This window comes from Flavobacterium sp. KY-23415 (genome assembly GCF_055384985.1).
In genome coordinates, this window is the sequence record NZ_AP044001.1 from 3833135 (window position 1) to 3856285 (window position 23151).

20 protein-coding genes are annotated in these 23151 nt (G+C 28.6%); 8 read left to right on the forward strand and 12 right to left on the reverse strand.

The annotated features are described in order from the left end of the window. The first annotated feature begins 22 nt into the window (after positions 1-22). Positions 23-1276: a DEAD/DEAH box helicase gene (locus tag ACZ49Z_RS16790; RefSeq protein ID WP_464305458.1), complete on the forward strand. Its 1254-nt coding sequence runs from the start codon at positions 23-25 to the stop codon at positions 1274-1276. Here the strand turns inward: ACZ49Z_RS16790 and ACZ49Z_RS16795 are convergent. The 5 genes from ACZ49Z_RS16795 to holA all read right to left on the reverse strand — a co-directional run bounded on the left by ACZ49Z_RS16795 (position 1273) and on the right by holA (position 8352). Next, a complete protein-coding gene (locus ACZ49Z_RS16795; RefSeq protein ID WP_464305459.1) occupies positions 1273-3480 on the reverse strand; it encodes a tetratricopeptide repeat-containing hybrid sensor histidine kinase/response regulator in 2208 nt (735 codons plus the stop codon). The genes ACZ49Z_RS16790 and ACZ49Z_RS16795 overlap by 4 nt on opposite strands. A gap of 201 nt (positions 3481-3681) precedes the next feature. Further along, positions 3682-5376 (reverse strand): energy-dependent translational throttle protein EttA, encoded by a 1695-nt coding sequence (gene ettA / locus ACZ49Z_RS16800; RefSeq protein WP_464305460.1) that lies wholly within the window; start codon positions 5374-5376, stop codon positions 3682-3684. A gap of 251 nt (positions 5377-5627) precedes the next feature. Continuing rightward, the gene (locus ACZ49Z_RS16805) at positions 5628-6833 is read right to left on the reverse strand and encodes a T9SS type A sorting domain-containing protein (protein ID WP_464305461.1); all 1206 of its coding nucleotides are present in this window, start codon (positions 6831-6833) and stop codon (positions 5628-5630) included. Between the two features lie 228 nt (positions 6834-7061). Further along, entirely contained in the window at positions 7062-7244 is a 183-nt protein-coding gene (locus ACZ49Z_RS16810) for a CAL67264 family membrane protein (protein WP_464305462.1), read from the reverse strand. A gap of 106 nt (positions 7245-7350) precedes the next feature. After that, positions 7351-8352 carry a DNA polymerase III subunit delta gene (holA, locus tag ACZ49Z_RS16815; protein WP_464305463.1) on the reverse strand — a complete coding sequence of 334 codons (1002 nt, stop codon included), beginning with the start codon at positions 8350-8352 and terminating at the stop codon, positions 7351-7353. A gap of 61 nt (positions 8353-8413) precedes the next feature. Here holA and ACZ49Z_RS16820 point away from each other — a divergent pair, with 61 nt between their 5' ends. From ACZ49Z_RS16820 to ACZ49Z_RS16840, 5 genes are all read left to right on the forward strand, one after another. Then, positions 8414-8860 (forward strand): type I restriction enzyme HsdR N-terminal domain-containing protein, encoded by a 447-nt coding sequence (locus tag ACZ49Z_RS16820; protein ID WP_464305464.1) that lies wholly within the window; start codon positions 8414-8416, stop codon positions 8858-8860. Positions 8861-8866: 6 nt separating this feature from the next. Next, positions 8867-9289 (forward strand): hypothetical protein, encoded by a 423-nt coding sequence (locus ACZ49Z_RS16825; protein WP_464305465.1) that lies wholly within the window; start codon positions 8867-8869, stop codon positions 9287-9289. After that, complete coding sequence (locus ACZ49Z_RS16830; protein ID WP_464305466.1) at positions 9290-10273, forward strand: glycosyltransferase family 2 protein; 984 nt, start codon at positions 9290-9292, stop codon at positions 10271-10273. Between the two features lie 96 nt (positions 10274-10369). Then, positions 10370-11209, forward strand: coding sequence for an OmpA/MotB family protein (locus ACZ49Z_RS16835; protein WP_464305467.1), 840 nt, complete (start codon positions 10370-10372; stop codon positions 11207-11209). Between the two features lie 136 nt (positions 11210-11345). Then, on the forward strand, positions 11346-11930 hold the full coding sequence (locus tag ACZ49Z_RS16840) for a chalcone isomerase family protein (RefSeq protein ID WP_464305468.1): 585 nt from the start codon (positions 11346-11348) through the stop codon (positions 11928-11930). 32 nt (positions 11931-11962) lie between these two features. Here ACZ49Z_RS16840 and ACZ49Z_RS16845 read toward each other — a convergent pair whose 3' ends face one another. Together ACZ49Z_RS16845 and ACZ49Z_RS16850 are read right to left on the reverse strand one after the other, a co-directional pair. Beyond that, on the reverse strand, positions 11963-12988 hold the full coding sequence (locus tag ACZ49Z_RS16845) for a carboxypeptidase-like regulatory domain-containing protein (protein WP_464305469.1): 1026 nt from the start codon (positions 12986-12988) through the stop codon (positions 11963-11965). A gap of 6 nt (positions 12989-12994) precedes the next feature. Continuing rightward, on the reverse strand, positions 12995-13615 hold the full coding sequence (locus ACZ49Z_RS16850) for an L-threonylcarbamoyladenylate synthase (RefSeq protein WP_464305470.1): 621 nt from the start codon (positions 13613-13615) through the stop codon (positions 12995-12997). A gap of 77 nt (positions 13616-13692) precedes the next feature. Here ACZ49Z_RS16850 and ACZ49Z_RS16855 point away from each other — a divergent pair, with 77 nt between their 5' ends. Next, positions 13693-14535 (forward strand): alpha/beta hydrolase fold domain-containing protein, encoded by an 843-nt coding sequence (locus ACZ49Z_RS16855; protein ID WP_464305471.1) that lies wholly within the window; start codon positions 13693-13695, stop codon positions 14533-14535. A gap of 2 nt (positions 14536-14537) precedes the next feature. On the opposite strand, the gene ACZ49Z_RS16860 is transcribed toward ACZ49Z_RS16855, so the two are convergent. Then, on the reverse strand, positions 14538-14885 hold the full coding sequence (locus ACZ49Z_RS16860; RefSeq protein ID WP_464305472.1) for a TfoX/Sxy family protein: 348 nt from the start codon (positions 14883-14885) through the stop codon (positions 14538-14540). Positions 14886-14890: 5 nt separating this feature from the next. After that, the gene (locus ACZ49Z_RS16865; RefSeq protein WP_464305473.1) at positions 14891-17221 is read right to left on the reverse strand and encodes an ATP-dependent helicase; all 2331 of its coding nucleotides are present in this window, start codon (positions 17219-17221) and stop codon (positions 14891-14893) included. Between the two features lie 272 nt (positions 17222-17493). On the opposite strand from ACZ49Z_RS16865, the gene ACZ49Z_RS16870 reads away from it, so the two are divergent. After that, positions 17494-18015, forward strand: a complete 522-nt coding sequence (locus ACZ49Z_RS16870) for a DUF7935 family protein (RefSeq protein WP_464305474.1) — start codon at positions 17494-17496, stop codon at positions 18013-18015. A gap of 73 nt (positions 18016-18088) precedes the next feature. Here the strand turns inward: ACZ49Z_RS16870 and ACZ49Z_RS16875 are convergent, their stop codons facing one another. The 3 genes from ACZ49Z_RS16875 to ACZ49Z_RS16885 all read right to left on the reverse strand — a co-directional run bounded on the left by ACZ49Z_RS16875 (position 18089) and on the right by ACZ49Z_RS16885 (position 23053). Next, positions 18089-19831, reverse strand: coding sequence for a hypothetical protein (locus ACZ49Z_RS16875; protein WP_464305475.1), 1743 nt, complete (start codon positions 19829-19831; stop codon positions 18089-18091). Positions 19832-20069: 238 nt separating this feature from the next. Beyond that, positions 20070-20978, reverse strand: coding sequence for a patatin-like phospholipase family protein (locus ACZ49Z_RS16880; protein ID WP_464305476.1), 909 nt, complete (start codon positions 20976-20978; stop codon positions 20070-20072). Then, positions 20978-23053: a M1 family metallopeptidase gene (locus tag ACZ49Z_RS16885; protein ID WP_464305477.1), complete on the reverse strand. Its 2076-nt coding sequence runs from the start codon at positions 23051-23053 to the stop codon at positions 20978-20980. The genes ACZ49Z_RS16880 and ACZ49Z_RS16885 overlap by 1 nt, the downstream gene beginning before the upstream one ends. Positions 23054-23151: the final 98 nt, after the last annotated feature.

The following is a 23151-nucleotide window of genomic DNA, read 5'->3' on the forward strand; positions in this document are numbered from 1 at the left end:
ATTAAAATTCAATATATAAAAAATGACATTTAAAGATCTTAAATTAATAAATAATATTCAAGAAGCACTAATAGAATTAGGATATGAAAAACCTACTCCTATTCAAGAACAGGCAATTCCTGAAATACTACAAAAAAAAGATTTGGTTGCATGTGCGCAGACTGGAACAGGAAAAACAGCCGCTTTTGCAATACCAATAATTCAATTAATTCATCAAATAGTTGGATCAGCAAAAAAAACTAAAAAAATTAGAACTTTAGTAATTACTCCAACAAGAGAGTTAGCTATCCAAATTGGTGAAAACTTTGATACTTATGCTAAGTTTACAAATATTAAAACATTAGTCGTTTTTGGTGGTGTTAATCAAGTACCGCAAGTTGACATACTTAAAAAAGGTATAGATGTTTTGGTAGCTACCCCAGGAAGGTTACTTGATTTATACAAACAAGGCTTTATTGATTTAAATTATATGCATCAATTAGTTCTAGATGAAGCAGATCAAATGTTAGATATGGGTTTCATTAATGATGTAAAAAAAATTATTAAGCTTACTCCTGATAACAGACAAACGTTACTTTTTTCTGCAACAATGCCAATAGCAATTAGAGAATTGGCTGACACATTTTTAAAAAAACCGAAATATGTGACCGTTGCACCTGTTTCCAGTACAGCTGAAAAAGTAGCACAAAAGGTCTATTTTGTAGAAAAATCGGAAAAAAGAAATTTGTTATACCATTTAATTAAAAATGATGCGATCACTAATGTTTTAGTTTTTACAAGAACAAAACATGGAGCAGATAATATAGTTAAAGCATTAAAAAAGAAAGGTATAGAAGCTGGAGCAATTCATGGAGATAAATCTCAAAATGCTAGACAAAGGGCTTTAGAGAGCTTCAAAAATCAAGAAATTCCAGTATTAGTAGCTACTGATATTGCAGCAAGAGGTATAGATATTGATAGCTTACCTTTTGTTATAAACTTTGATATTCCAAATATTTCTGAAACTTACGTTCATAGAATTGGGAGAACTGGTAGAGCAGGTAATTCTGGGTTAGCAATATCTTTTTGTGGTAAAGACGAAATCACCTATTGGAAAGATATTGAGAAGTTAATTAGAATGAAGATTAAAGTAATTGAAAACCATCCTTTTGTTTTTAGTAATGAAGAGAAAAAGGAAGGCCAAAAGCCAGATTTAAGAAATAAAAAAAAGAATACTACTCAAAAAAATAGTAGAAAATCAGAAAATTCTAAGAAAAATAAAAAACGTTGGTATTAATATTTTTTAAAACTAACATGCTGGTGTATCATTTGAAATAATTGTTTAGCATCAAAGGGTTTCGAAATTATATCATCTATACCAGCATTTTTTGCTTTTTCTTCAACTTCTTCTTTTTCAAAAGCAGTGACTGCTATGATTGGTAAATTATATTTTTTTTGACGAATTAGCTTTGTTGTTTCAAATCCATTGATTTTAGGCATATTTATATCCATTAAAATAGCATCGAAATTATTTTTTTCTAATAATTCAATCGCCATATAACCATCATCAGCAATTTCACATATAAATTTGTAATTTTCTAATAAACGTTTTGTAACAATTTGATTTATTTTATTATCTTCAACAATCAAAATTCTATAAGTTCTTGATTCAGATAAATCAACTTTTATATTATTAACAAACTCTGTTACCTTATCTTCTCCACTTTCAAAAGGAATAGTAAATGTAAAGGTTGTGCCTTCATTTTCTTTACTTTCTAATTTTATTTCTCCTTTAAAAATTTCAATTAGTTTTTTCACAATAGTTAATCCTAAACCTGTTCCTTGATAATCATCTTCTTTTCTGTTTATTTGAACAAACTTATCAAAAACTTTATCTTGAAATTTTTCAGGAATTCCTATGCCAGTATCTCTAACTTTGAACTCAATATAAAAAAGTTTATTAATTATTTTATTTAGTTTTGCTGATAGTTCTATTTCTCCATTTCGAGTAAATTTTAAAGAATTACTCATTAAATTTATAATTATTTGAGACAATCGTATACTATCTCCTATTATGAATTTTGGAATTTCATCATCTACATTAACGCTAATTTTGTTATTATGCTTTATTGCAAGATTCTCCATAGAGTCTTTAATTACTTCTAATTTATCTTCTAAGTTGAATAAATTGTTAACCAATACAACTTGATTCTCTTCAAACCTATATACTTTTAGGATGTCATTTACTAATGATAGCAAATATTTTGCTGAAAATTTAAGTGCTTTTAAATGTGGACTATTTATTAATTCTTTGTGTTCAATCTCTATAATTTCGGTCATCCCTATAACGCCATATAGTGGTGTTCTCAATTCATGACTAACAGTTGAAACAAATTGAGATTTCAACTTAGAAGTTTCTTCAGCATTTTCTTTAGCAATTAATAGAGCTTCGTTTGCAATTTTCAATTCTTGATTCGCTTTTACTCTAATTTTATTAATTCGAAATTGAGAATATAAGACTAATAAGGTAATTAAGAAAATTAAAAAAATAAGGAGTATAAAAAACTTAATATTTGTTAATTCTTGTTCTTGATTTTTCTTTTCATTCTCAATTTTTATTAATTCTCTTTCAATTTCTTCATATTCAATTTGAGCTCCTAAAAGTTTAATTTTTCGAATATCATTCTGATTACTGTAATTTTGTTTTAGCGAATCTGATATGTAAAGAAATTTATAGGCTTTTTTATAGTTTTCTAATTTGTTATAAAAGGAAGAAAGTTTATCGTTAATCATTATTTGATTATAATAATAAAAATTCTTTGGTTTTGATTTACTTATTTTTAAGGCTTTTATATAGTTTTCTTCTGCCAATTCCATTTTATTTTGATGTTGAAAAAGATCTCCATTTAACGAATAGAAAAGAAAATTTGCTTCTGGTTCATCTTTAAGAACATCTAAGTTTACTTCAACTTCTTTCAAGAATTTTTCTCCTTGATTAAATTTTTTAAAGTCAAAATAGGCACTTATAATATTTAATTTATTATAATTTTGTTCAATTAGACTAATTTTTTTCGCAAATTCTAGAGAAACTAGATAGTGTTTTATTCCTTTTTCATAATCTTTTAAATTATATGAATATAAATTTCCTAGATTATTATTAACCCAACTTTTAATAGTATCATTTTCTGTCTTGTTAGCATATTTAAGACTCTTTTTATAATACTCTATAGCTTTTTCATATTCATTATGTTCAACAAGATTAAGTCCAATAAAATTATAAGATTGTGCAATTCCATCGTTATCTTTCTTTTTTAGAGAAAGACTAAGTGCTTTTTTTGCATTTTCAATTGAAAGATCGGTTTTAAACTCAGTAAGATATTTACTAGCTTTTAAAAGTAGTACTCTAATTTCCTTTTTTGACTTTATACTATCTTGAGAATGAAGCCTTATCGAAAAAACTAAACAGTAAAATAGCAGTAGAGTTTTTAAGATTTTTATCATTTAGTTAGCTTTTATTTGGGGACAATTAATCCAATAGTTTATTTTTTCTATATAAATATACTAATTAGGCTACTAAAAACAGAATAATATTAAAATTATTAATTATATAATTAGATAACTAATCCTTTTTAATATGAAATAACCTCATTTTTAACTAGTTTAGAAAAAAATGAGGTTATGGTATTTTTTTGTAATTAAAAATTAATTTCGAATCAATTTTTTATATTTAATTCTTGTTGGTGTCACTTCTTTACCAAGTCGTTTTTTCTTGTTTTCTTCATATTCAGAGAAACTACCTTCAAAATAATATACTTGAGAATCACCTTCAAAAGCAAGAATATGAGTACATACTCTATCAAGGAACCATCTATCGTGAGATATAATAACTGCACAACCAGCAAAATTTTCTAAACCTTCTTCAAGAGCTCTCAACGTATTAATATCCAAATCGTTTGTTGGCTCATCTAGAAGTAGCACGTTTCCTTCTTCTTTCAAGGTCATTGCTAAATGAAGCCTGTTACGTTCTCCACCAGATAGTGTTGCTACTTTTTTGTTTTGATCACTACCTCCAAAGTTAAAACGTGATAAATAGGCACGAGAATTTACTTGTCTTCCTCCCATCATCATTAGCTCTTGACCATCGCAGAAATTCTCATAAATACTTTTCTCTGGGTTTATATCAGCATGAGATTGATCTACATATGCAATCTTTACAGTATCTCCAATTGAAAATTCACCGCCATCTGGTGTTTCTTCTCCCATAATCATTCTAAAAATGGTTGATTTACCTGCACCGTTAGGTCCAATAATTCCAACTATTCCCGCTTGAGGCAATGTAAAGTTTAAATTGTCATATAATAATTTATCTCCAAAGGCTTTAGCAACATTTTTCGCTTCAATAACATTAGTTCCTAAACGTGGACCATTTGGAATGTATATTTCTAATTTTTCTTCTAAAACTTTTTGATCTTCATTTAAAAGTTTATCATAGTTTTGGAGACGTGCTTTTTGTTTCGTTTGACGTCCTTTTGCTCCTTGACGAACCCAATCTAACTCTCTTTCTAAGGTTTTTCTTCTTTTAGAAGCTACTTTTTCTTCTTGTTCCATACGCTTCGATTTTTGATCTAACCAAGAAGAATAATTTCCTTTCCAAGGAATACCCTCTCCTCTATCTAGTTCTAAAATCCATCCAGCAACATTATCAAGGAAATATCTATCGTGCGTTACAGCAATTACTGTTCCAGCATATTGCTGTAAATGTTGTTCTAACCATAATACTGATTCGGCATCAAGGTGGTTGGTTGGCTCATCTAATAAAAGCACATCTGGCTGTTGCAATAATAATCTACACAAAGCTACTCTTCTTCTCTCTCCACCAGAAAGAACATTAATTGGTGTGTCTGCATCTGGAGTACGGAGAGCATCCATAGCAACTTCTAGTTTATTATCAATTTCCCAAGCTCCTGCTGCATCAATTTTATCTTGTAATTCTGCCTGACGATCCATCAGCTTTTGCATTTTATCTGCATCTTCATAAACCTCTGGAAGTCCAAAACTATCATTAATTTTATTAAACTCCTCTAATAATGCATATATTTCAGCGGCTCCTTCTCTAACAATTTCAATTACTGTTTTAGTTTCATCTAATTGAGGTTCTTGCTCCAAATAACCAACTGTATAACCTGGTGCAAATACTAAATCACCTTGAAAATTTTTATCTAGACCAGCAATAATTTTTAATAATGATGATTTACCCGAACCGTTTAAACCAAGAATACCTATTTTCGCTCCATAAAAGAAACTTAAATATATATCCTTAAGTACTTGTTTGTTTGTACTAGAGTAAATCTTATTTACTTTAGACATTGAAAAGATTACTTTCTTATCGTCTGACATGTTATTTTACTTATTTAAAGTTAGTTTTAGATTTTGATTCATTTTCATGCTTACTAAGTTTTTTTTAAATAAAACTCCTGAAAACACATATTTTGCTTGCAAATATAATCCTAATATTTAAAAAAATCAAAGTCTGATTAGGGTTAATTTAAAGTAAAGAAGGCATCTAATTTTTTATTAGATGCCTAAAAATGAATTAATATAATAATGCTCTTTTACAAAATAATTTGTTCTATTAATTAAACAAAAATTTATTTATCAAGGATTACTTTTTTACTGATAGTTTTTCCATCTTTAAATTTAATTTTTACAATGTAAACCCCATTTTGTTCTTTTGACAAATCTATTTCAAAAGTATTAGATTGGGGATATATTTTTTTCAATTGTTTACCACTTCTAATATCATCAATAACAATATAGTCTATAACATCATTATTATTGTTATATTCAATAGTAAAAATTCCATTCGTAGGATTAGGATATAATTGCACACCATCATTTTCTAAAAAAGCTTCAATATTCTTTTCTTTTAATTCTTCTGGGAAAGGGGCATAATCTAATATTCTTGATTTTGTTGAAATAACATCATTTTCTTCGCTTTGTAAGATGTTATTCTTCATATACCATTTACCAATACAGAAGTCGAAACATTTTGTACATTTCACACCGCTTTTCAAAGTCAATGTCATACAAATTGTATAATTTGCTGGTGTAGCAATATAGCTTACAGGCAATCCGTTATAGACACTTGTTCCATTTTTTATGATATTCATTGTAATAACACCACCAGCAGGAATTGGGTCTGACTGAACAGTTATAGCTGTATTACCAGATGCTTGCTCATTCAATCCAATTTTAAATTTTATATCACAAGGCTCAGGTGTAATATCACAAATGATTAATCTATTAAGTGTCAATTCTATAACTGGCATTGTAGCAGAAAATGGATAAATCCATATGTTATTAAAATTGTTAGTGGCCGTGAAAGTATATGTATAAGAATTGGTACTTGGTGGACTTGTTGCATTCCAATTTTCATTAGCAATAGGCTGATTTGGAGATGGCAACGCAGGAAGTGAAGCACCACCACCTGTAGTTACTGTACCAATTACATCTGTTGGAGTTGCAAAAATTCTAAAATGAGCACTAGGATCTGCTAAACCACCACCTCTAACCACTGTATTGGCTACAAGCGTTATGCAATATTGTCTTCCCGCTACAAAATTGTATGAATGATAATTAATTCCTTCACCTAAACCATTCGCAGACCACATCCAAGCACTTCCTGGACCTACAGAAGGGGAACCATGCGATGATTGCCAATCTGTATTGTTTTGAAATGCAGAATTTGGAGCAAAATCCATATTTGCTGTGACACAATTTCCGTTTTGACATTGAGAAAAACTTATTTGCTGAGCAAATAGGAATAAAATTAAAAATGTAGATACTTTTTTCATTTTTTTATTTATTTGTTTTACCCTACTCTATTGTTTAATTGGTTTTTCGGGATACACCATTAAGATCGATCTATTATCATGTATCCAATTCCAATATTTATTACCTCAAAAAAAATATAAATACTTAATATTTAACAAAATATATAATAAAAACCCATTTCAAAACATTCTATAATAAAAAAAGTCAGTTCCAAAGAACCGACTTTAAAATAAATATTTTTTAAAAAATTATACTCTACCTTTCAAGGCATTAAATACCCAAGCAATAGCAAAAAAACCAATTCCAACCGCACCAAATCCCCATCCAGCAACATCATCATATCTATAGATTCCTAATCCAATAATTAATAGTCCCATTATAATCATTATGAATGTTGCCCAAGCTAATACAGTATTTTTATTCATTCCCATAATATATGTGTTTTTTAGATTTGAGTACTGAAAATTCAGTCTGCAAAGATACGAAATTGAAAATATACTTAAAATTCAATTTCTAATTTAATTTAAGATAGCTTTTTTAACTAAATATTCCAATCATCATTTCTTTTAATAAATCATGTTGAGAAACAGCAGAACCAACCCCCTTACTTTTAACATCAATATCTCTCAATAAGGCTACAATACTACTCACTTTTCTCATTGGATAATTTCGTATTGCAACGTCATAATCTGAAACAAAATAAGGATTAACTTTTAAAACCTTCGCTACATTAGCTTTTGATTTATCTTTTAATCCATGATACTGTAATAGTTGTGAGAAAAAGCCAAAAACAAGACCTGTAGTCACTACAATTGGGTTGTCTTTTGGATTTTGAGCAAAATAATTAATTATCTGATAGGCTTTTAACTGATTTTTTTCGCCAATAGCTTTTCTCAACTCAAAATTATTATAATCTTTACTTATTCCGATATTCTCTTCAATATCTTTCGCAGTAATAGTATGACCTTTAGGTAAAATAATTTTTAATTTATCCAATTCATTACTAATTTTAGACAAATCGGTTCCTAAAAATTCAACTAGCATAGCTGCTGCTTTTGGTTCTATTCCATATTTTTGATTAGTAAGTATTCTTTTTATCCAATCACCTACTTGGTTTTCATATAGTTTTTTACTTTCAAAAACTACACCCGTTTTACCTAATGTTTTGGTTACTTTTTTTCTTTTATCTAAAGTTTTATATTTATATGCAAAAACTAAAACTGTTGTTGGTTGCGGATTTTCGGCATAGGCTTCAAGTTTGTCTATAGTTCGTGATAGTTCTTGTGCTTCTTTCACAATAACAACCTGTCTTTCAGCCATCATTGGATAGCGTTTGGCATTAGAAACAATGTCTTCTATTGTTGTATCTCTACCATATAATACCACTTGATTAAAACCTTTTTCATCTTCGCTTAAAACATTATCTTCAATGTATTCGGTTAGTTTATCAATATAATACGGTTCCTCACCCATAAAAAAATAAATAGGTTTAAAAACTCCGGCTTTAATCTCTTTTATTATAGATATAACTTCATCCATAGTTAATATGCTCTCTTCTTAAATTACTTGACAGTTTGTAATATTTCGTTAAATTTGCATTATGCAACAACTCAATTTCCCTTCCTATCCTTTTCGGTTCAAAAATAGTGAAAATAAACCCCACATCTTCGATGAAATTAGAAAAAAATTCGTAGTGTTAACCCCAGAAGAATGGGTTCGACAGCATGTTGTTTATTTTTTAATTAATGAAAAAAAATACCCTAAGTCATTCATTAATGTTGAAAAATTGGTTAAAGTGAATGGGATTAATAAAAGATATGATATTGTTGTTTTTGATACCAAAGGTGCAATTTTTTTACTTATTGAATGTAAAGCTCCAGAAGTGACAATTTCTCAAAAAACATTTGATCAAATTGCTCAATATAATTTAGTATTAAATGCGTCATATTTAATGGTTACAAATGGACTAAATCATTACTTTTGTGTAATGGATTTTGAAAATGAAAAATATTCGTTTTTAAGAGAATTACCCGATTATAATACTTAAAAAACTTTGGAGGAAATAGATAAAATAACTGGTCGAAATAGCAAAAGAAATCAATCTGAAAAGCAACCATATTTTCACGTTTATTTTGATGTTCATAGCTATGGATTAGATATAGAAGCTAACATAGAAGGTTTGGAAGTGTTCAAAAACGAAATAGTTAAAATTATAGCTAATTGTCCAAAAGATATAGATGAAGAAAATTCAATTTATACCTTAGAAAAAACAAAAGCAATAACTTACAGCGATTATTATTTAGAAAGTATTGAAATAGTAAATAAAATTCCACCCCAAAGAGTAAATGAAGATGACAAAAAATCAGGAATTGATATCGCTTTAATTGGTTGCTTACTATTTGTAGCATTAATAGGAATACTATTTATAGTAGGTTTCATAACATCAATAAAATATATAATTTTTCAATTTTTATAAATGAAAAAAATAGCCGTAGTCATACTAAATTGGAATGGCGTTCCCTTATTAAAACAATTTTTACCAAGTGTAATTCAATTTTCTAAAGAAGCCAATATCTACGTCATTGACAATGCATCTACAGATGATTCAATTTCTGTTTTAAAAAATGAATTTCCAAGTATTCAAATAATTCAAAATAATGGTAATTATGGTTTTGCAAAAGGATATAATGAAGGACTAAAAACAATAAAAGAACCCTATTTAGCGTTAGTTAATAGTGATATAGAGGTTACTGAAAATTGGCTAGAGCCAATAATTGATATTTTTGATCATGAATCAAATACTGTTATTGTTCAACCAAAAATTTTAGATTATAAGAAGAAAAGTTTTTTTGAATATGCTGGAGCAGCTGGTGGCTTTATCGATAAATATGGTTTCCCTTTTTGTAGAGGTCGTGTTTTTGATGCCTTAGAAGAAAATACTGGTCAGTATGATGATACTATAAAAATATTTTGGGCTTCTGGTGCCTGTTTTTTTGTTAGAAATGCAATATTCACAGAATTAAATGGCTTTGATGAAGATTTTTTTGCACATCAGGAAGAAATCGATTTTTGTTGGCGAGCATTTAATAAGGATTATGATATAAAATATTGTGGACTTTCTACAGTTTATCATGTTGGAGGAGCTACCTTAGATTCTGGGAATCCAAAAAAAACATTTTTAAATTTTAGAAACTCATTATTCATGCTAACAAAGAATCTACCTAGTAAAAAGTTATTTTCTGTTCTCTTTATTAGAATGGTTCTTGACGGTATAGCTGGGTTACGTTTTTTAAGTCAAGGGAAAATAAAACACTTTGTGGCTGTTTTAAAAGCACACTATTCTTTTTATAGTGCTTTAAATAAAAACTTAAAGAAAAGAAATAAAAATAGTAAAGAAAATTATTTTAACATAAAATCAATTGTATATCAATACTTTGTTTTAAAGAAAGAAAAATGCTAAAATTAGTTCTACAAAAAATTAACTTTTTTTTAGAATATGGTTCAATTTTTGATAAAGTGTTTTAATGTACATTTGTCTAATTAAAAAAAGGAAAAGATGAAAAAAACCGTTATGTCAATCTCTGTTTTGGCTTTATTAATGACTTCTTGTGTGTCTAAAAAGAAGTTTACAGAATTAGAAAAGAAAAATAAAGAAGTTCAAGATTTATTAAACTCTACTACTGTTAAATTAAATAATTGTTTAACTGAAAAAACAGCTATTACCAGTCAATTAGATTATTTAAAAAAGAACAACTCAGATTTAATTAATAGTTCTAAAGAATTAACAGTATTAACTACTAAAGGAGCAGAAAATTTAGAAAAATCTTTAGAAAGTTTAAAAGAAAAAGATCTGAAAATTTCAAGATTACAAGATGCATTAACTAAAAAAGATAGTGTAACATTGGCTCTTGTTACTAGTTTGAAAAAAGAAGTTGGATTAAATGACCCAGATATTAATGTTAATGTAGAAAAAGGAGTAGTATTTATTTCTATTGCAGATAATTTATTATTTAAATCAGGAAGCTATGAAGTAAGTGATGGTGCTAAAAACGTATTAGCGAAAGTGGCTAAAGTAATCAATAGTAAACCCGATTTTGAATGTATGGTTGAAGGTCATACAGACAATGTGCCAATTAAAAACAATGTATTGTTAGACAACTGGGATTTATCTGTAAAAAGATCCACTTCTATTGTTAGAGTATTGCAAAATGATTTAGGTGTAGATCCAAAACAATTAATTCCTGCAGGTAGAAGTTCATATATTCCTTTAGTAGAGAATGATACTCCTGCAAATAGAGCAAAAAACAGAAGAACTAAAATCATCATATTACCTAAGATTGATCAATTTTATGATATGATTGAAAAAGAAATGAAAACATTAAAGACAGCTAAATAATATTTGATAAAGATTTATTAATTTGTAAATTAATAAAAATCAAGCTTTAAAAAAAAGATTCAATAAAATATTGAATCTTTTTTTATTAATATGATTATTTTTATTTACCTTTATAATTCCCAAATTAATAATCACTATGAGAAAAATTTATTTATTTACTACTATTGTATTATTTATTTCATCAATTTCTTTTTCACAATCACATGTAGAACTAGATGGAATAAAAATTGAAAAATCAATTAAAGTTAAAGACGGCAATGAAAAGACTAAGTTGCAACTTAACGGTTATGGAATTAGAGATAAAATGTGGATTAATCTTTATGTTCAAGCGCTTTATTTAGACAAAAAAACAGATAATCCTGATGAAATTTTAAATTCTAAAGCAACCATAGCAACACGTTTATATATAACTTCTACTTTAGTAACAAGACAAAAATTAATTAAAGCTATTGAAGAAGGTATGGAGAAATCTTATAAAGGTGATTTGGAACCTTTAAGAGAAAGATTAAATAAATTCATGTCTTTTTTTGAAAGTGAATTAAAAACAGAAGGATATGTAGAATTTGTATATTCTCAAAATGATAAAAAGACCTATGTTTTTGCTAATGATGATCTTATTGGTGAAATTGAAGGTGAGGATTTTAGAAAAGCACTGTTTGGTATTTGGCTAGAAGAAAGAGCTGTAGATAGGACTTTAAAAAGACGTTTATTAGGAAAATAAGAGAAAACGCTTCAAATTTTTGAAGCGTTTTTTTATAATTTATAATCAGAAGGTAATAAATCACCTACCTTTCTTTTAGAAATATCTCCAGAAAAAAATATTTTATCATAATTAGTATATAAACCGTAGCTGTCTATTAAAAATGTATTTGTATAAAAGTAAATTTTAGAATGTTCCCGTTTATTATATAGTAAACTAAATTCTGCAATAAAACCTTTCTTTCTTAACGGTCTGTTTTGTTTAATTACTTCAACTTTAAATGAACTGTTAGATTCATTTGGTTTTATTTTAAAATGTTCTCGCGAATTCACCATATAGGCATCTTCAAATAAAGCAAATTCTTCTTTTGACCATTTTTCATTGGCTAAATTTCTAAATAAATGTAAAACAGAACCATTATAGGACTCTTCACGTCTTTCCATAACTTGCTTTGTTGTGTCTGTTTCTTTAAAGTTTGAATAGCCTCCAAAAGTAGTACTCACAACATCTTTTTCTTTTATGCTCAATTTATAAAGTGAGCACTTAAAATCTAAAAGTGTATAATTTACTTTGTAACCAAGATATTGATTGTCAATTTCCAAAGTTTTGTCTGCTTTTGCAGTTAATATAAAATTGTCTGTGTCATAATCAAAAGAAATATCATCTTCATTAATAATATTACATTTCTTACCAGCTTTAGTAGTACCCAAAAAACAATCTTTGAATAAAGCTAACATTTCTTCTCTAGAAAAAATATTTTGACTAAGAATAACTTCTTTCAATTCAGTAATATTAGTTTCAAGCGTAACATTTAAAGTAAAACTCTCTGCCTTTAATTCAGAATAGGCTGTTTTATAGCCAATGTGACTAATAACTATTCCTGCATTGATTTCTTTAGGAATTGTTAAATTATAATCTCCATTAAAATCGGTAATAGTTCCAATTGTTGTACCATTAATATAAACGGAAGCACCTGCTAATGGTTCGTTATTTTCACCTGTTATAGTTCCATTAATAATTATCTGTGCATGAATAGAAATATTGAAAAGAATGAAAACTAAAAATAAAATTTGCTTCATATTTGTCTAAAAAATATCTAAACTTCCTTTACCTTCACGAATAATTTCTGGTTCATGTCCTGATAAATCAATAATTGTTGAAGCAACATTATCTCCATAGCCACCATCAATAACTAAATCTACTTTATTCTGCCATTTTTCAAAAATCAATTCAGGATCAGTAGAATATTCTATTACTTCATCTTCATCATGTATAGAAGTAGAAACTATTGGATTTTCTAGCATTTTAACAATTTGCAAAGCAATATTATTATTTGGCACACGAATTCCTACTGTTTTCTTTTTTCTAAACTCCTTTGGCAAATCGTTATTACCAGGCAAAATAAAAGTATATGGACCAGGTAATGCTCTTTTTAATATTTTAAACGTACTTGTATTAATTTGTTTAATATAGTCTGAAATATTACTCAAATCGCTACAAATAAAAGAAAAATTTGCTTTTTCAAGCTTAACACCTTTAATTTTAGCAATCCTTTCTAATGCTTTTGTATTAGTAATATCGCAACCTAAACCATAAACAGTATCGGTAGGATAAATTATTAAACCTCCATTTTTTAACACATCGACTACTTTTTTTATAGCAGCTTCGCTAGGTTTGTCTTCATATATTTTAATAAATTCTGCCATGTTGATGTTTATTGTTTTTTTTGTAATTTTATAGAATGCCAAATTTGGTAAAATGTGTTCAAAGATAAAAAATAGCTATGAGAATCAATAACTTATTTTATAGTTTACAAATTCTATTAATTTTATGCTTTATTTCTTGTTCAACCACCGAAGAAGCAAGTGTAACAAGAGAGGAAACGTTGTTTAATATTAGTTATGGTTCACATCCAGACCAAGTTTTTGATTTATACCTTCCTGAAAACAGAAATAATGCTACAAAAACATTGATTTTAGTTCATGGAGGTGCTTGGGTTGAAGGAGATAAACAAGATATGAATTATTTAATTCCTATTATCAAACAACATTTTCCTAATTATGCCATTGCTAATATTAACTATAGATTAGCTACAACAAACAATTATGCTTTTCCAATGCAGATTGATGATCTTGGAACAATTATTAATAAATTAAAATCTTCTAATTATAGTATTTCAGATAATTTTGGTTTTATTGGTATAAGTGCAGGTGGACAATTATCATTACTTTATAGTTATGCTTATGATACAAATCATAATATAAAGATGGTTTGTAGCATAGTTGGACCGACAAACTTTACAGACACCAACTATACAAGTAACCCTTTTTGGTTAGCTAGTTTTTTTTCTTTAACTGGCGTGAACTATTTTGGTAATGAATCCTACTACGAAAGCCTAAGTCCGTTGCATCGTGCAACAGTAACTTCTCCACCAACGCTATTATTATATGGTAATGCAGATCCTTTAATCCCTATAACACAAGGGCAAGACATGCATAGTAAATTAAATTCATTAGGAGTCTATAATGAATTTAATCTTTATAATGGAGGTCATGGAAATTGGTCACAGCCCGATTTATTAGATGCAAACTTAAAAATGATTAATTTTATTAGCAATCATTTTTAAAACTACTTTTTCTTTTTCGATTTTAAACTCCCTTTTATAGAAAATTCAATTCCGTATTCAAGGATTTGAAATAAGGCGCTATCATTTTTAAAAGCTTCTTCATCTACAAATAGAAATCCTTTCATTGTCTTTCCTGTAAAATTCATTGGTTTATAATGATTTTCTTCTAGGAGTTTTTCATAATGAATGTCTAAAACTCTTAGCATGATTTGATTATTAATGACACCGAAACACATTTTATCTTTAAGCATAAAAGCAACACCGCCAAACATTTTTTTATCTTCAAAAATAATATTTTTAAGTATTAGAAGTTTTTTTATTCTCAAATAGATGTCTTCATTATATGGCATACTAATTATCCTATTACATCTAATTTAGCGAATTTTAAAAGTAATTTTTTCAATCCGCCAACATCAAATTTAATTTCTGCTTTTCTATCTGCTCCTACTCCTTCAATACTAATAATTTGTCCTCTTCCAAAACGTTCGTGCATTACAATATTTCCTATAGCTAATTTACTTGCTGAGACGTCATTCCCTTGAGATTTAATTCCAGAAACAGGTTTTAGTTTTCTAATATTAGAAATATTATTTGCTTGCGTATTTAAATGTGCTGGAGGTTTACTCGAAATAGGCTTTGATAATCTCAATTTTGATTTATCAATATCTCCAAAAACATCAATATTCATTAATGGTTTATACCTATAATTACTAGTATCTATTGGATTTAAATAGTCTAAATATTTATCATCTATTTCTTCTATAAATCGAGAAGGTTCACTATCTACTAATTTACCCCATCTGTAACGAGATTGTGCATAAGTCAAATAAGCTTGATGTTCTGCTCTTGTGAGTGCTACATAAAATAAACGACGTTCCTCCTCCAATTCACTTCGAGTACTCAAACTCATTGCACTTGGAAAAAGGTCTTCTTCTAATCCTACAATAAAAACGTGTTGAAACTCTAATCCCTTTGCTAAGTGAATAGTCATTAGAGCTACTCTATCATCATCTCCTGTGTCTTTATCCAAATCTGTAGCAAGAGCAACGTCTTCTAAGAATTCTGCTAAAGCTCCTCTTGCTCCATCAATTTCTTTCTGTCCTTCTGTAAAATCTTTAATACCATTTAAAAGTTCTTCAATATTCTCAATACGAGTAATCCCTTCTGGTGTTCCATCTTTTTTTAACTCTTGAATGAGCCCCGTTTTTTTGCTAACATGCTCTGTTAAATAGAACGCGTCTTGATTTTCATTAATGATTTGAAAACTTTTAATCATGGTAACAAAATCTTTTAATTTTGTTTTTGTTCCAGAATTAAGTTTCAAATCAATTTTATCAATATGCTCCATTACTTCAAAAATGGAACGCTTATAATGATTGGCTGTAACAGTTAATTTTTCAATTGTAGTGTTTCCTATACCCCTTGCTGGATAATTGATTACACGTATTAGTGCTTCTTCATCTTTTGGATTAATAACCAAACGCAAATAGGCCAATACATCTTTAATTTCTTTACGTTGATAGAACGATAAACCACCATAAATTCTATAAGGAATATCGCGTTTGCGAAGTGCATCTTCAATAGATCGTGATTGTGCATTGGTGCGATACAGCACTGCAAAACTACTATTTGGTAATTGGTTTTGCATTTTTTGTTCAAAAATGGTAGATGCAACAAAACGGCCTTCTTCTCCATCTGTTAAACTGCGATGTACTTTAATTTTTGGACCATCGTCATTCGCAGTCCAAACAACTTTGTCTAATTTAGTTTTGTTTTTATCGATAACATTATTTGCAGCTTCAACAATATTTCTTGATGAACGATAATTTTGTTCTAATCGATACATTACTACATTATCGTAGTCTTTTTGAAAGTTTAGAATATTATTAATATTGGCTCCACGAAAAGCATAAATACTCTGTGCATCGTCTCCAACCACACAAATATTTTGAAAACGATCCGATAAGGCACGTACAATTAAATACTGAGAATGATTGGTATCTTGGTACTCATCTACTAATATATATCGGAAACGGTCTTGGTATTTAGCTAAAACATCTGGAAAACGGTTTAATAATTCGTTTGTTTTTAGCAATAAATCATCAAAATCCATTGCTCCAGCTTTGAAACAACGCTCCACAAATTGCTGATATATTTCACCCATTCGTGGCTTTTTACTCATAGCATCAGCTTCTTGAAGGTCTGGGTTATTAAAATAGGCCTTAACGGTAATTAAGGAGTTTTTATAGGATGAAATTCTCCCTAAAACTTGTTTTGGTTTATAGATATCTTTATCCAATTGCATTTCTTTAATAATAGAACCTATCAATCGTAAAGAATCTTGCGTATCATATATCGTAAAGTTACTAGGATATCCCAATTTATCGGCTTCAATTCGTAAAATTTTAGCAAATATGGAATGGAATGTTCCCATCCAAAGATTTTTAGCTTCATTATTCCCTACAATATCTGCAATACGCTTTTTCATTTCACGTGCTGCTTTATTGGTAAAGGTTAATGATAGAATATTAAAAGCATCTACACCTTGACTCATTAAGTTAGCAATACGCACTGTTAGTACTCTTGTTTTCCCAGAACCAGCACCTGCAATAACAATCATTGGTCCGTCTTTTTGTAGTACTGGAGCTTGCTGAGCTTCGTTTAATTGTGAAATTATATGTTGCATTTATATTTTATGACAAATGAGTAATCTAATTTACAAAAATACGCTTCTATATCTAGTATTACAAATGAAGTTATCAACTTATTTAGTAGAATATTATTTGCTAGTTGAGGCACTATTACTTTGAATTTTAAAAAAATGGATTTGCATTTTGAAAAAGATTAGTTTTACTTTGCTCTTATTAACATAGCCCTGATAGAACTGATATCCTATTTTGTAGCGATAGCGAAAAAATAGATAAAAGGGATAGCAGGAAAAAGCTTCAAAAAATTATTATGGACGGTACAAAAATCATTGAATTAGCTTCCTATACGCTTCCTGCACTAATTACTGGTGGTGTGGCTTATTTTCTATTTCACTCTTTTTTTAAAAATGAAGAAAATAGAAGACGTTTTGAATTGTTGAAAGAAAATCAAAAACAGGCTTTACCTATACGATTACAAGCCTATGAGCGTATTGTTTTATTATTAGAAAGAATTAATCCACCTCAGTTATTGTTGCGTATTGCCCCACCAAGTAACGATAAACATGATTATGCTACTTTATTAATTCATACTATTCAAACAGAATTTGAACATAATTTGACCCAACAAGTATATCTAACTTCGGCAACCTGGGATATTATTAATAAAGCAAAAAATTCTACCATTCAAATGATTCGTCAAAAATCGGTTGAAGAAAATGTGCCTAATGCTGAAAAATTGAGAGAAGCAATTTTATTAGAGCTAACAGAAACAGAATCACCTAGTAAAATTGCCATTAATTATATTAAAGAAGAACTGAAAACAGTTTTTTAATTGAAATTGTTCTTATAACACAAAACCCAGAAATATTGGCATTTCTGGGTTTTGTGCTATTTTATAGTCTAAACTAGAAATCTCTTATTACATGTGCAACGCCCGAAATATATCTCAATTCTCCAAATGAATCAGTATAATTACCACTAAAGTTAATATCAATATAATCTCCAACAGCACCAAAATGATTTAATGTAAAAGTTATAAATGATGAGCTACTACCTAATTCTCCCATTTGACCACCAATAAAAAAATAATTTTGAATACCTATTTGATTAGATAAGAACATAAAAATAGGACTTTGAGTGGAAGTACTATTTCCTTGTATAGCTATTTTGTTGGTTATTGGATAATAAAATGCATTAATATTGCTTAAATAATAAACTATTGGTTCATTGTCTATTTGATAACTGATGAACTCTGTAACTGTATTACATGTAATTAAATTTCCAACATTGACTAAAGGTGAATTAATTGCGTAGCTATAATTAATTTTATCTGTTTCTTGAAGTGTATCAAAATTAAATCCAGTTAAAAAAAAGTTTAAATTTGGCAAACAATAGGCTGAGTTTATATTGAAACTACCATTTGAATCTGTATCAATAAGTCGTTTATGATTATTTCCATATTCTAACATTACATATCCGTTTGTAACATTAGAATTATTACAATCTTGTAAATGCCCTTTTACGGTTACTTGATTTGCACTTCCATAAGCAGAGCAAACTAATTCCAAATGATTTGTTGATTTAGATGATAAAGTTCCAATGGGTATATATATTGAATTTTCGCAAGGATCTTTAATTACTGCATTTAAGTTTTCATTAGCAGGAACAAGGCCAGCAATCTCTCCATTTTTATTTGTTAAACTACTCATTGATAAAGTATTATCGCTTCTTTGTATACTCACAAAAGTATAAGATAAAGGTTTATTATTATTGTCCTTTATTGATAAGTGTAAAAAGGCACTATCAAAAAACTGATCACAATTCCACCAAGAAAAATGGGAAACATTACCTACATAATGATTTCCTTGTCTAATTGCTTCGCCTTCTTGTTTCCAAAAACCATTTATTTCATCAAAATGCCATAAAGGTATTGAAGAAGATGCGTTATTTAATTGACTTTCATCTATCTTCATTGAGATTTCAGCACTATGTCCGTCGGCTATTTGAATTTTTTGACCGTTATCCCCCATTAAATCAACATGCAACATTCCAAATGTCTCTAAAACTTGTTTAGTCCCATTTTGATCTAATGCAAGCAGCATACCTGGCATAATATCCATTAAATTTTCATTTGAAGTTTCTAAATGATACGCAAAAACATTTATAATTCCAGTGTATGAATCTCCGTTTTCGTTTTTAAAATACCCATCAAACTTAACTGAAGTTCCGTTTTGCAAATCAACTTGACTCGTTTGACCCGAATTGATTGTTGCAATTGGAGTATTTGTAAGCAACATTATTTTAATTTGATTCATCCCATTAGTTGGAACTATAGACCTTGAGCCATCTATATATCCATTTTTATTAGCTTTTATATACGCAAAATTTTCAAAAACTGTTGCATTTTTAATAATGAAAACACCATTAAGATCTGTTTGAACATACTTATTTCCAATTTCAATTGAAACATTCTGTAATGGATTATTGTTTTCATCTACAACTTCTCCCATAAAATCTTTAATAACTTTTTTTCCAAAAATTTCTTCAAATTTATTATCATAATTAGTTCCTTCATCTTCATAAATATTACAACCCATTATAAAGATTAAAAAGAATAAAGACATAATTCTAAGTACTGTGTTTTTCATATTTATTTATTAAGAGAGTGAATATAAGATAACTTAATAATAAGATTACTTTTTATGCTTATGGTTGCGTATTATATAAAAAAAGAGACAATCAATTAAGATTGTCTCTTTGAATTAAATAATTACTAATATACTTTCTAATTATCTCTAATAACGTGAATTACTCACGATATTGATTTTGTAGTGCCAATATCGTATAACTGTCATGAATCAATTTTGCTGCTCAATTATTTACTTTTTATTCTACAACAGGAATTTCCTGGCTGTCGATTTCTCTACTCTTTGCATAATCGTAACCACTTTTCCACCATTTTTTCATTTGCTCTTTATTGAAAACTAGCGAATTAGTAGTTAATAAAGTAGGCGTATAATAGAAATTTATGGTTGCATTTTTAAATTTTGCTTCATATTTTCCAATTTTAATATTTTGATATTCTATTCTGTCCATCATGAATGAAAATAGATTGGTCAAAGCATTAAACGGGCTTGTAGCGGGCATTCTATTGTATAATGATGTTTCGGTGTGAAGAATAATAGCATCTACATGAGTTGCTCCTCTCTTTATTGCTTCTTCAATAGGAACCATGGAAGCAAAACCACCATCGGCATAATCGCAACCATTCTTTCTCACCAAAGACATGAAAGGGATATAATTACAGGAAATCCAAACCCAATCGCAAAAATCGTCATAATCAAATTCATTTATAGATTTATATTCTACAGTATTTAAAGATAAATTTGAAACGGTAACGATTACCTCTTTGTGGCTTTCTTTTAGTATTTTAAATTCTTCGGGAGTGAATACTTTTCTTATTAGTTTTTTTAAATTCTTGCTTTCTCCAAATGTTTTAGAACCTCTGAATAGATTGGTTAATACTTTAAAATGATTTATAGCAATGGTGTCTTCACCAAATTGTTTTTTAACAACAAAAGGGCAATGACTAAAAATACTATTTTGGTTTACAGAAGTATATATATCTTTTATTTTTTCTACTTTCTCTAATGCTAAATGAGAAACCATTAAACTACCAGTTGAAGTACCTAAATATAAATCATATTTTTTATGCAAATCTTCTATTAAATATTGTGCCACTCCTCCAGCGAAAGCTCCTTTGCTTCCTCCTCCAGATATTACTAATGCTCTCATTATTCTGTCTCTTTTAGAAAATAATTGATTCTTTCTCTTTCTTTTTGCGAAGATTCTTGTTTTAATTGAATGAAACGTTCTCTAAAAATAGTATTTGAAATTAACTTTCTAATATTATCTTTCGCAAACTTAACAAATTGCCATTTGTGATGCATTGATGCTTGAATGAGCTGTTCTAACACATTATCGGTAACAATTCCTAATTCTATAAGGGTTTGCAATGCTGCTTCTCTAACAGAAGACTCATAAGGCAACTGAGTATACGCTTCTAGTGTTGCAATCGCATTTTGTTTTCTTTCTAAATCATCATTTGAACCTACAATTTGAAGGGTTAAATTGGCAATTTTTAAATTATAATTTGTTCCAACCCAGTCTTTAGAAAGATCGATTAATTTTTCTCTATCTTCTTTAAAATTAGTCCATAAACGAAATAATGCAATTTCCTTAGTAATATAGGAAGCATCATTTAAGAGTGTTTCAAATTCTGGTTTAAAAGATAATGGAATGTTTTTTAAAACTTCTGCAACTGTTTGCCTCACTTTAATATTATTTGTTTTCAGAGCTAATGCCATTATTTCCATTTGGTGTGCTTCTGTAAGATTTTGAGATTGAAAAACGATCTCTTGTTTTACATTATAATACAAATCAGAGACAATTCCTTTTTTTAACTTAGCAAACAATTCTTCTTCACTTAATTGTTTGTTAGTTTTGTTAAATGCTATTAATTCGCTTACTGATTTGTTGGTAATGAGATATTTTTCTACCTCATTAAAACGAAACTTAGGACTTTCTAACCAGTTTTTTTTGAAATTTTTCACATCATAACCAGAGGCTTTTCTTATTGACTTTAAAAATTCATCTGTATCAACATTTTTATATTCATATCTATGCAAATAGCATTGTATTGCTTTTTTAAATTTTTCAGAACCAATATCGCTACGCAATGCATGCAACGCCCAAGCTCCTTTTTTGTAGAACGTTAAAGAACTTGCTTTTGGGTTTAAAATTGGAATACTATCTTGCTCACTCGCTTGCTCTAAAATTTGTGCAGATTCATACAACTCATTATAAAAATAATCATCACCAAAAACTTCTTTTTCAGCTAATAATGCAAAATAAGTAGCAAAACCTTCTTGTAACCAGTGATGTTTACCTTCCTTAGCAGTAATTAAATTTCCAAACCATTGATGTGCCAATTCATGTGCATTAACATTCACATAATTCTTATCATTAAATGAAATACTATCTAACACAAATTCTTGCGAAAAAATAGTTGCTGTTGTGTTTTCCATACCTGCATATAAAAAATCATGCACAGGAATTTGTTTGTAAATTCCCCAAGGATACTTCACTCCTATTTCTTCTTCTAAAAATTCAAACATTTGCTTAGAATAACGATAGGTAGATTCAAACTTGTCTGCATCTTTCCTATCCAAATAGAACTCTAAAACGGTTCCCGATTTTGTAATTTCTGTTTGTTTAACAAATCGTCCAATTGCCATCATGACTAAATAGGAAGACATGGGTTTATCCATTGAATAATTCCACTGAATTAAATTACCTTTTTCATTATAGTTTTTAGCTAGAAATGTTCCATTCATAATCACATCAAAATCATTTCTAAAACGACACGATAAGTTGAAAATTACTTTTTCATTCACATCATCAAAACTGGGTAGCCAATGACTTGTGTTTTTCCCTTGTCCTTGTGTCCAGATTTGTAAATCTTCACCTTCTCCACTAAAATAGAGTGTTTGCTTCGGTTTTGCGGTATATTGAAATGAAACAGTGTTTTTACCTTTCTTATAGCCTTCAAAAAGCAACAATTCTTTCCCTGTGTTTTTAAAATGAATGTTATTGTCATTCACTAAAACATTTTCAAAACTCATTGCAACAGCATCAATTCGGATAGTGTCAATTTTAGATTTTACTTCAAAGTCATATACTACTTCTCCAGCAATTGTCTTCTCTATATGATTTGGAGCAACAAGTGCTTTACAAACTTTAAAATCAACTTTTTTTGTTTGCTGAGAAAATAATGAAAGAGAAATGAATAAAAATAAAAACGGTTTCATAATTATATATAAAGTTATACTTAATAGCTAAGTTGTTCCAAATTTACAAAGCTTCATTAAATAATCATCCTAATTTTGTAAGTTTACACTTCAAATCA

Excerpts from the sequence above, each read along its gene's own strand:
- ACZ49Z_RS16790 (WP_464305458.1), top strand. The coding sequence starts at position 23 with ATGACATTTAAAGATCTTAAATTAATAAATAATATTCAAGAAGCACTA.
- ACZ49Z_RS16795 (WP_464305459.1), bottom strand. The coding sequence starts at position 3,480 with ATGATAAAAATCTTAAAAACTCTACTGCTATTTTACTGTTTAGTTTTT.
- ettA (WP_464305460.1), bottom strand. The coding sequence starts at position 5,376 with ATGTCAGACGATAAGAAAGTAATCTTTTCAATGTCTAAAGTAAATAAG.
- ACZ49Z_RS16805 (WP_464305461.1), bottom strand. The coding sequence starts at position 6,833 with ATGAAAAAAGTATCTACATTTTTAATTTTATTCCTATTTGCTCAGCAA.
- ACZ49Z_RS16810 (WP_464305462.1), bottom strand. The coding sequence starts at position 7,244 with ATGGGAATGAATAAAAATACTGTATTAGCTTGGGCAACATTCATAATG.
- holA (WP_464305463.1), bottom strand. The coding sequence starts at position 8,352 with ATGGATGAAGTTATATCTATAATAAAAGAGATTAAAGCCGGAGTTTTT.
- ACZ49Z_RS16820 (WP_464305464.1), top strand. The coding sequence starts at position 8,414 with ATGCAACAACTCAATTTCCCTTCCTATCCTTTTCGGTTCAAAAATAGT.
- ACZ49Z_RS16830 (WP_464305466.1), top strand. The coding sequence starts at position 9,290 with ATGAAAAAAATAGCCGTAGTCATACTAAATTGGAATGGCGTTCCCTTA.
- ACZ49Z_RS16835 (WP_464305467.1), top strand. The coding sequence starts at position 10,370 with ATGAAAAAAACCGTTATGTCAATCTCTGTTTTGGCTTTATTAATGACT.
- ACZ49Z_RS16840 (WP_464305468.1), top strand. The coding sequence starts at position 11,346 with ATGAGAAAAATTTATTTATTTACTACTATTGTATTATTTATTTCATCA.
- ACZ49Z_RS16845 (WP_464305469.1), bottom strand. The coding sequence starts at position 12,988 with ATGAAGCAAATTTTATTTTTAGTTTTCATTCTTTTCAATATTTCTATT.
- ACZ49Z_RS16850 (WP_464305470.1), bottom strand. The coding sequence starts at position 13,615 with ATGGCAGAATTTATTAAAATATATGAAGACAAACCTAGCGAAGCTGCT.
- ACZ49Z_RS16855 (WP_464305471.1), top strand. The coding sequence starts at position 13,693 with ATGAGAATCAATAACTTATTTTATAGTTTACAAATTCTATTAATTTTA.
- ACZ49Z_RS16860 (WP_464305472.1), bottom strand. The coding sequence starts at position 14,885 with ATGCCATATAATGAAGACATCTATTTGAGAATAAAAAAACTTCTAATA.
- ACZ49Z_RS16865 (WP_464305473.1), bottom strand. The coding sequence starts at position 17,221 with ATGCAACATATAATTTCACAATTAAACGAAGCTCAGCAAGCTCCAGTA.
- ACZ49Z_RS16870 (WP_464305474.1), top strand. The coding sequence starts at position 17,494 with ATGGACGGTACAAAAATCATTGAATTAGCTTCCTATACGCTTCCTGCA.
- ACZ49Z_RS16875 (WP_464305475.1), bottom strand. The coding sequence starts at position 19,831 with ATGAAAAACACAGTACTTAGAATTATGTCTTTATTCTTTTTAATCTTT.
- ACZ49Z_RS16880 (WP_464305476.1), bottom strand. The coding sequence starts at position 20,978 with ATGAGAGCATTAGTAATATCTGGAGGAGGAAGCAAAGGAGCTTTCGCT.
- ACZ49Z_RS16885 (WP_464305477.1), bottom strand. The coding sequence starts at position 23,053 with ATGAAACCGTTTTTATTTTTATTCATTTCTCTTTCATTATTTTCTCAG.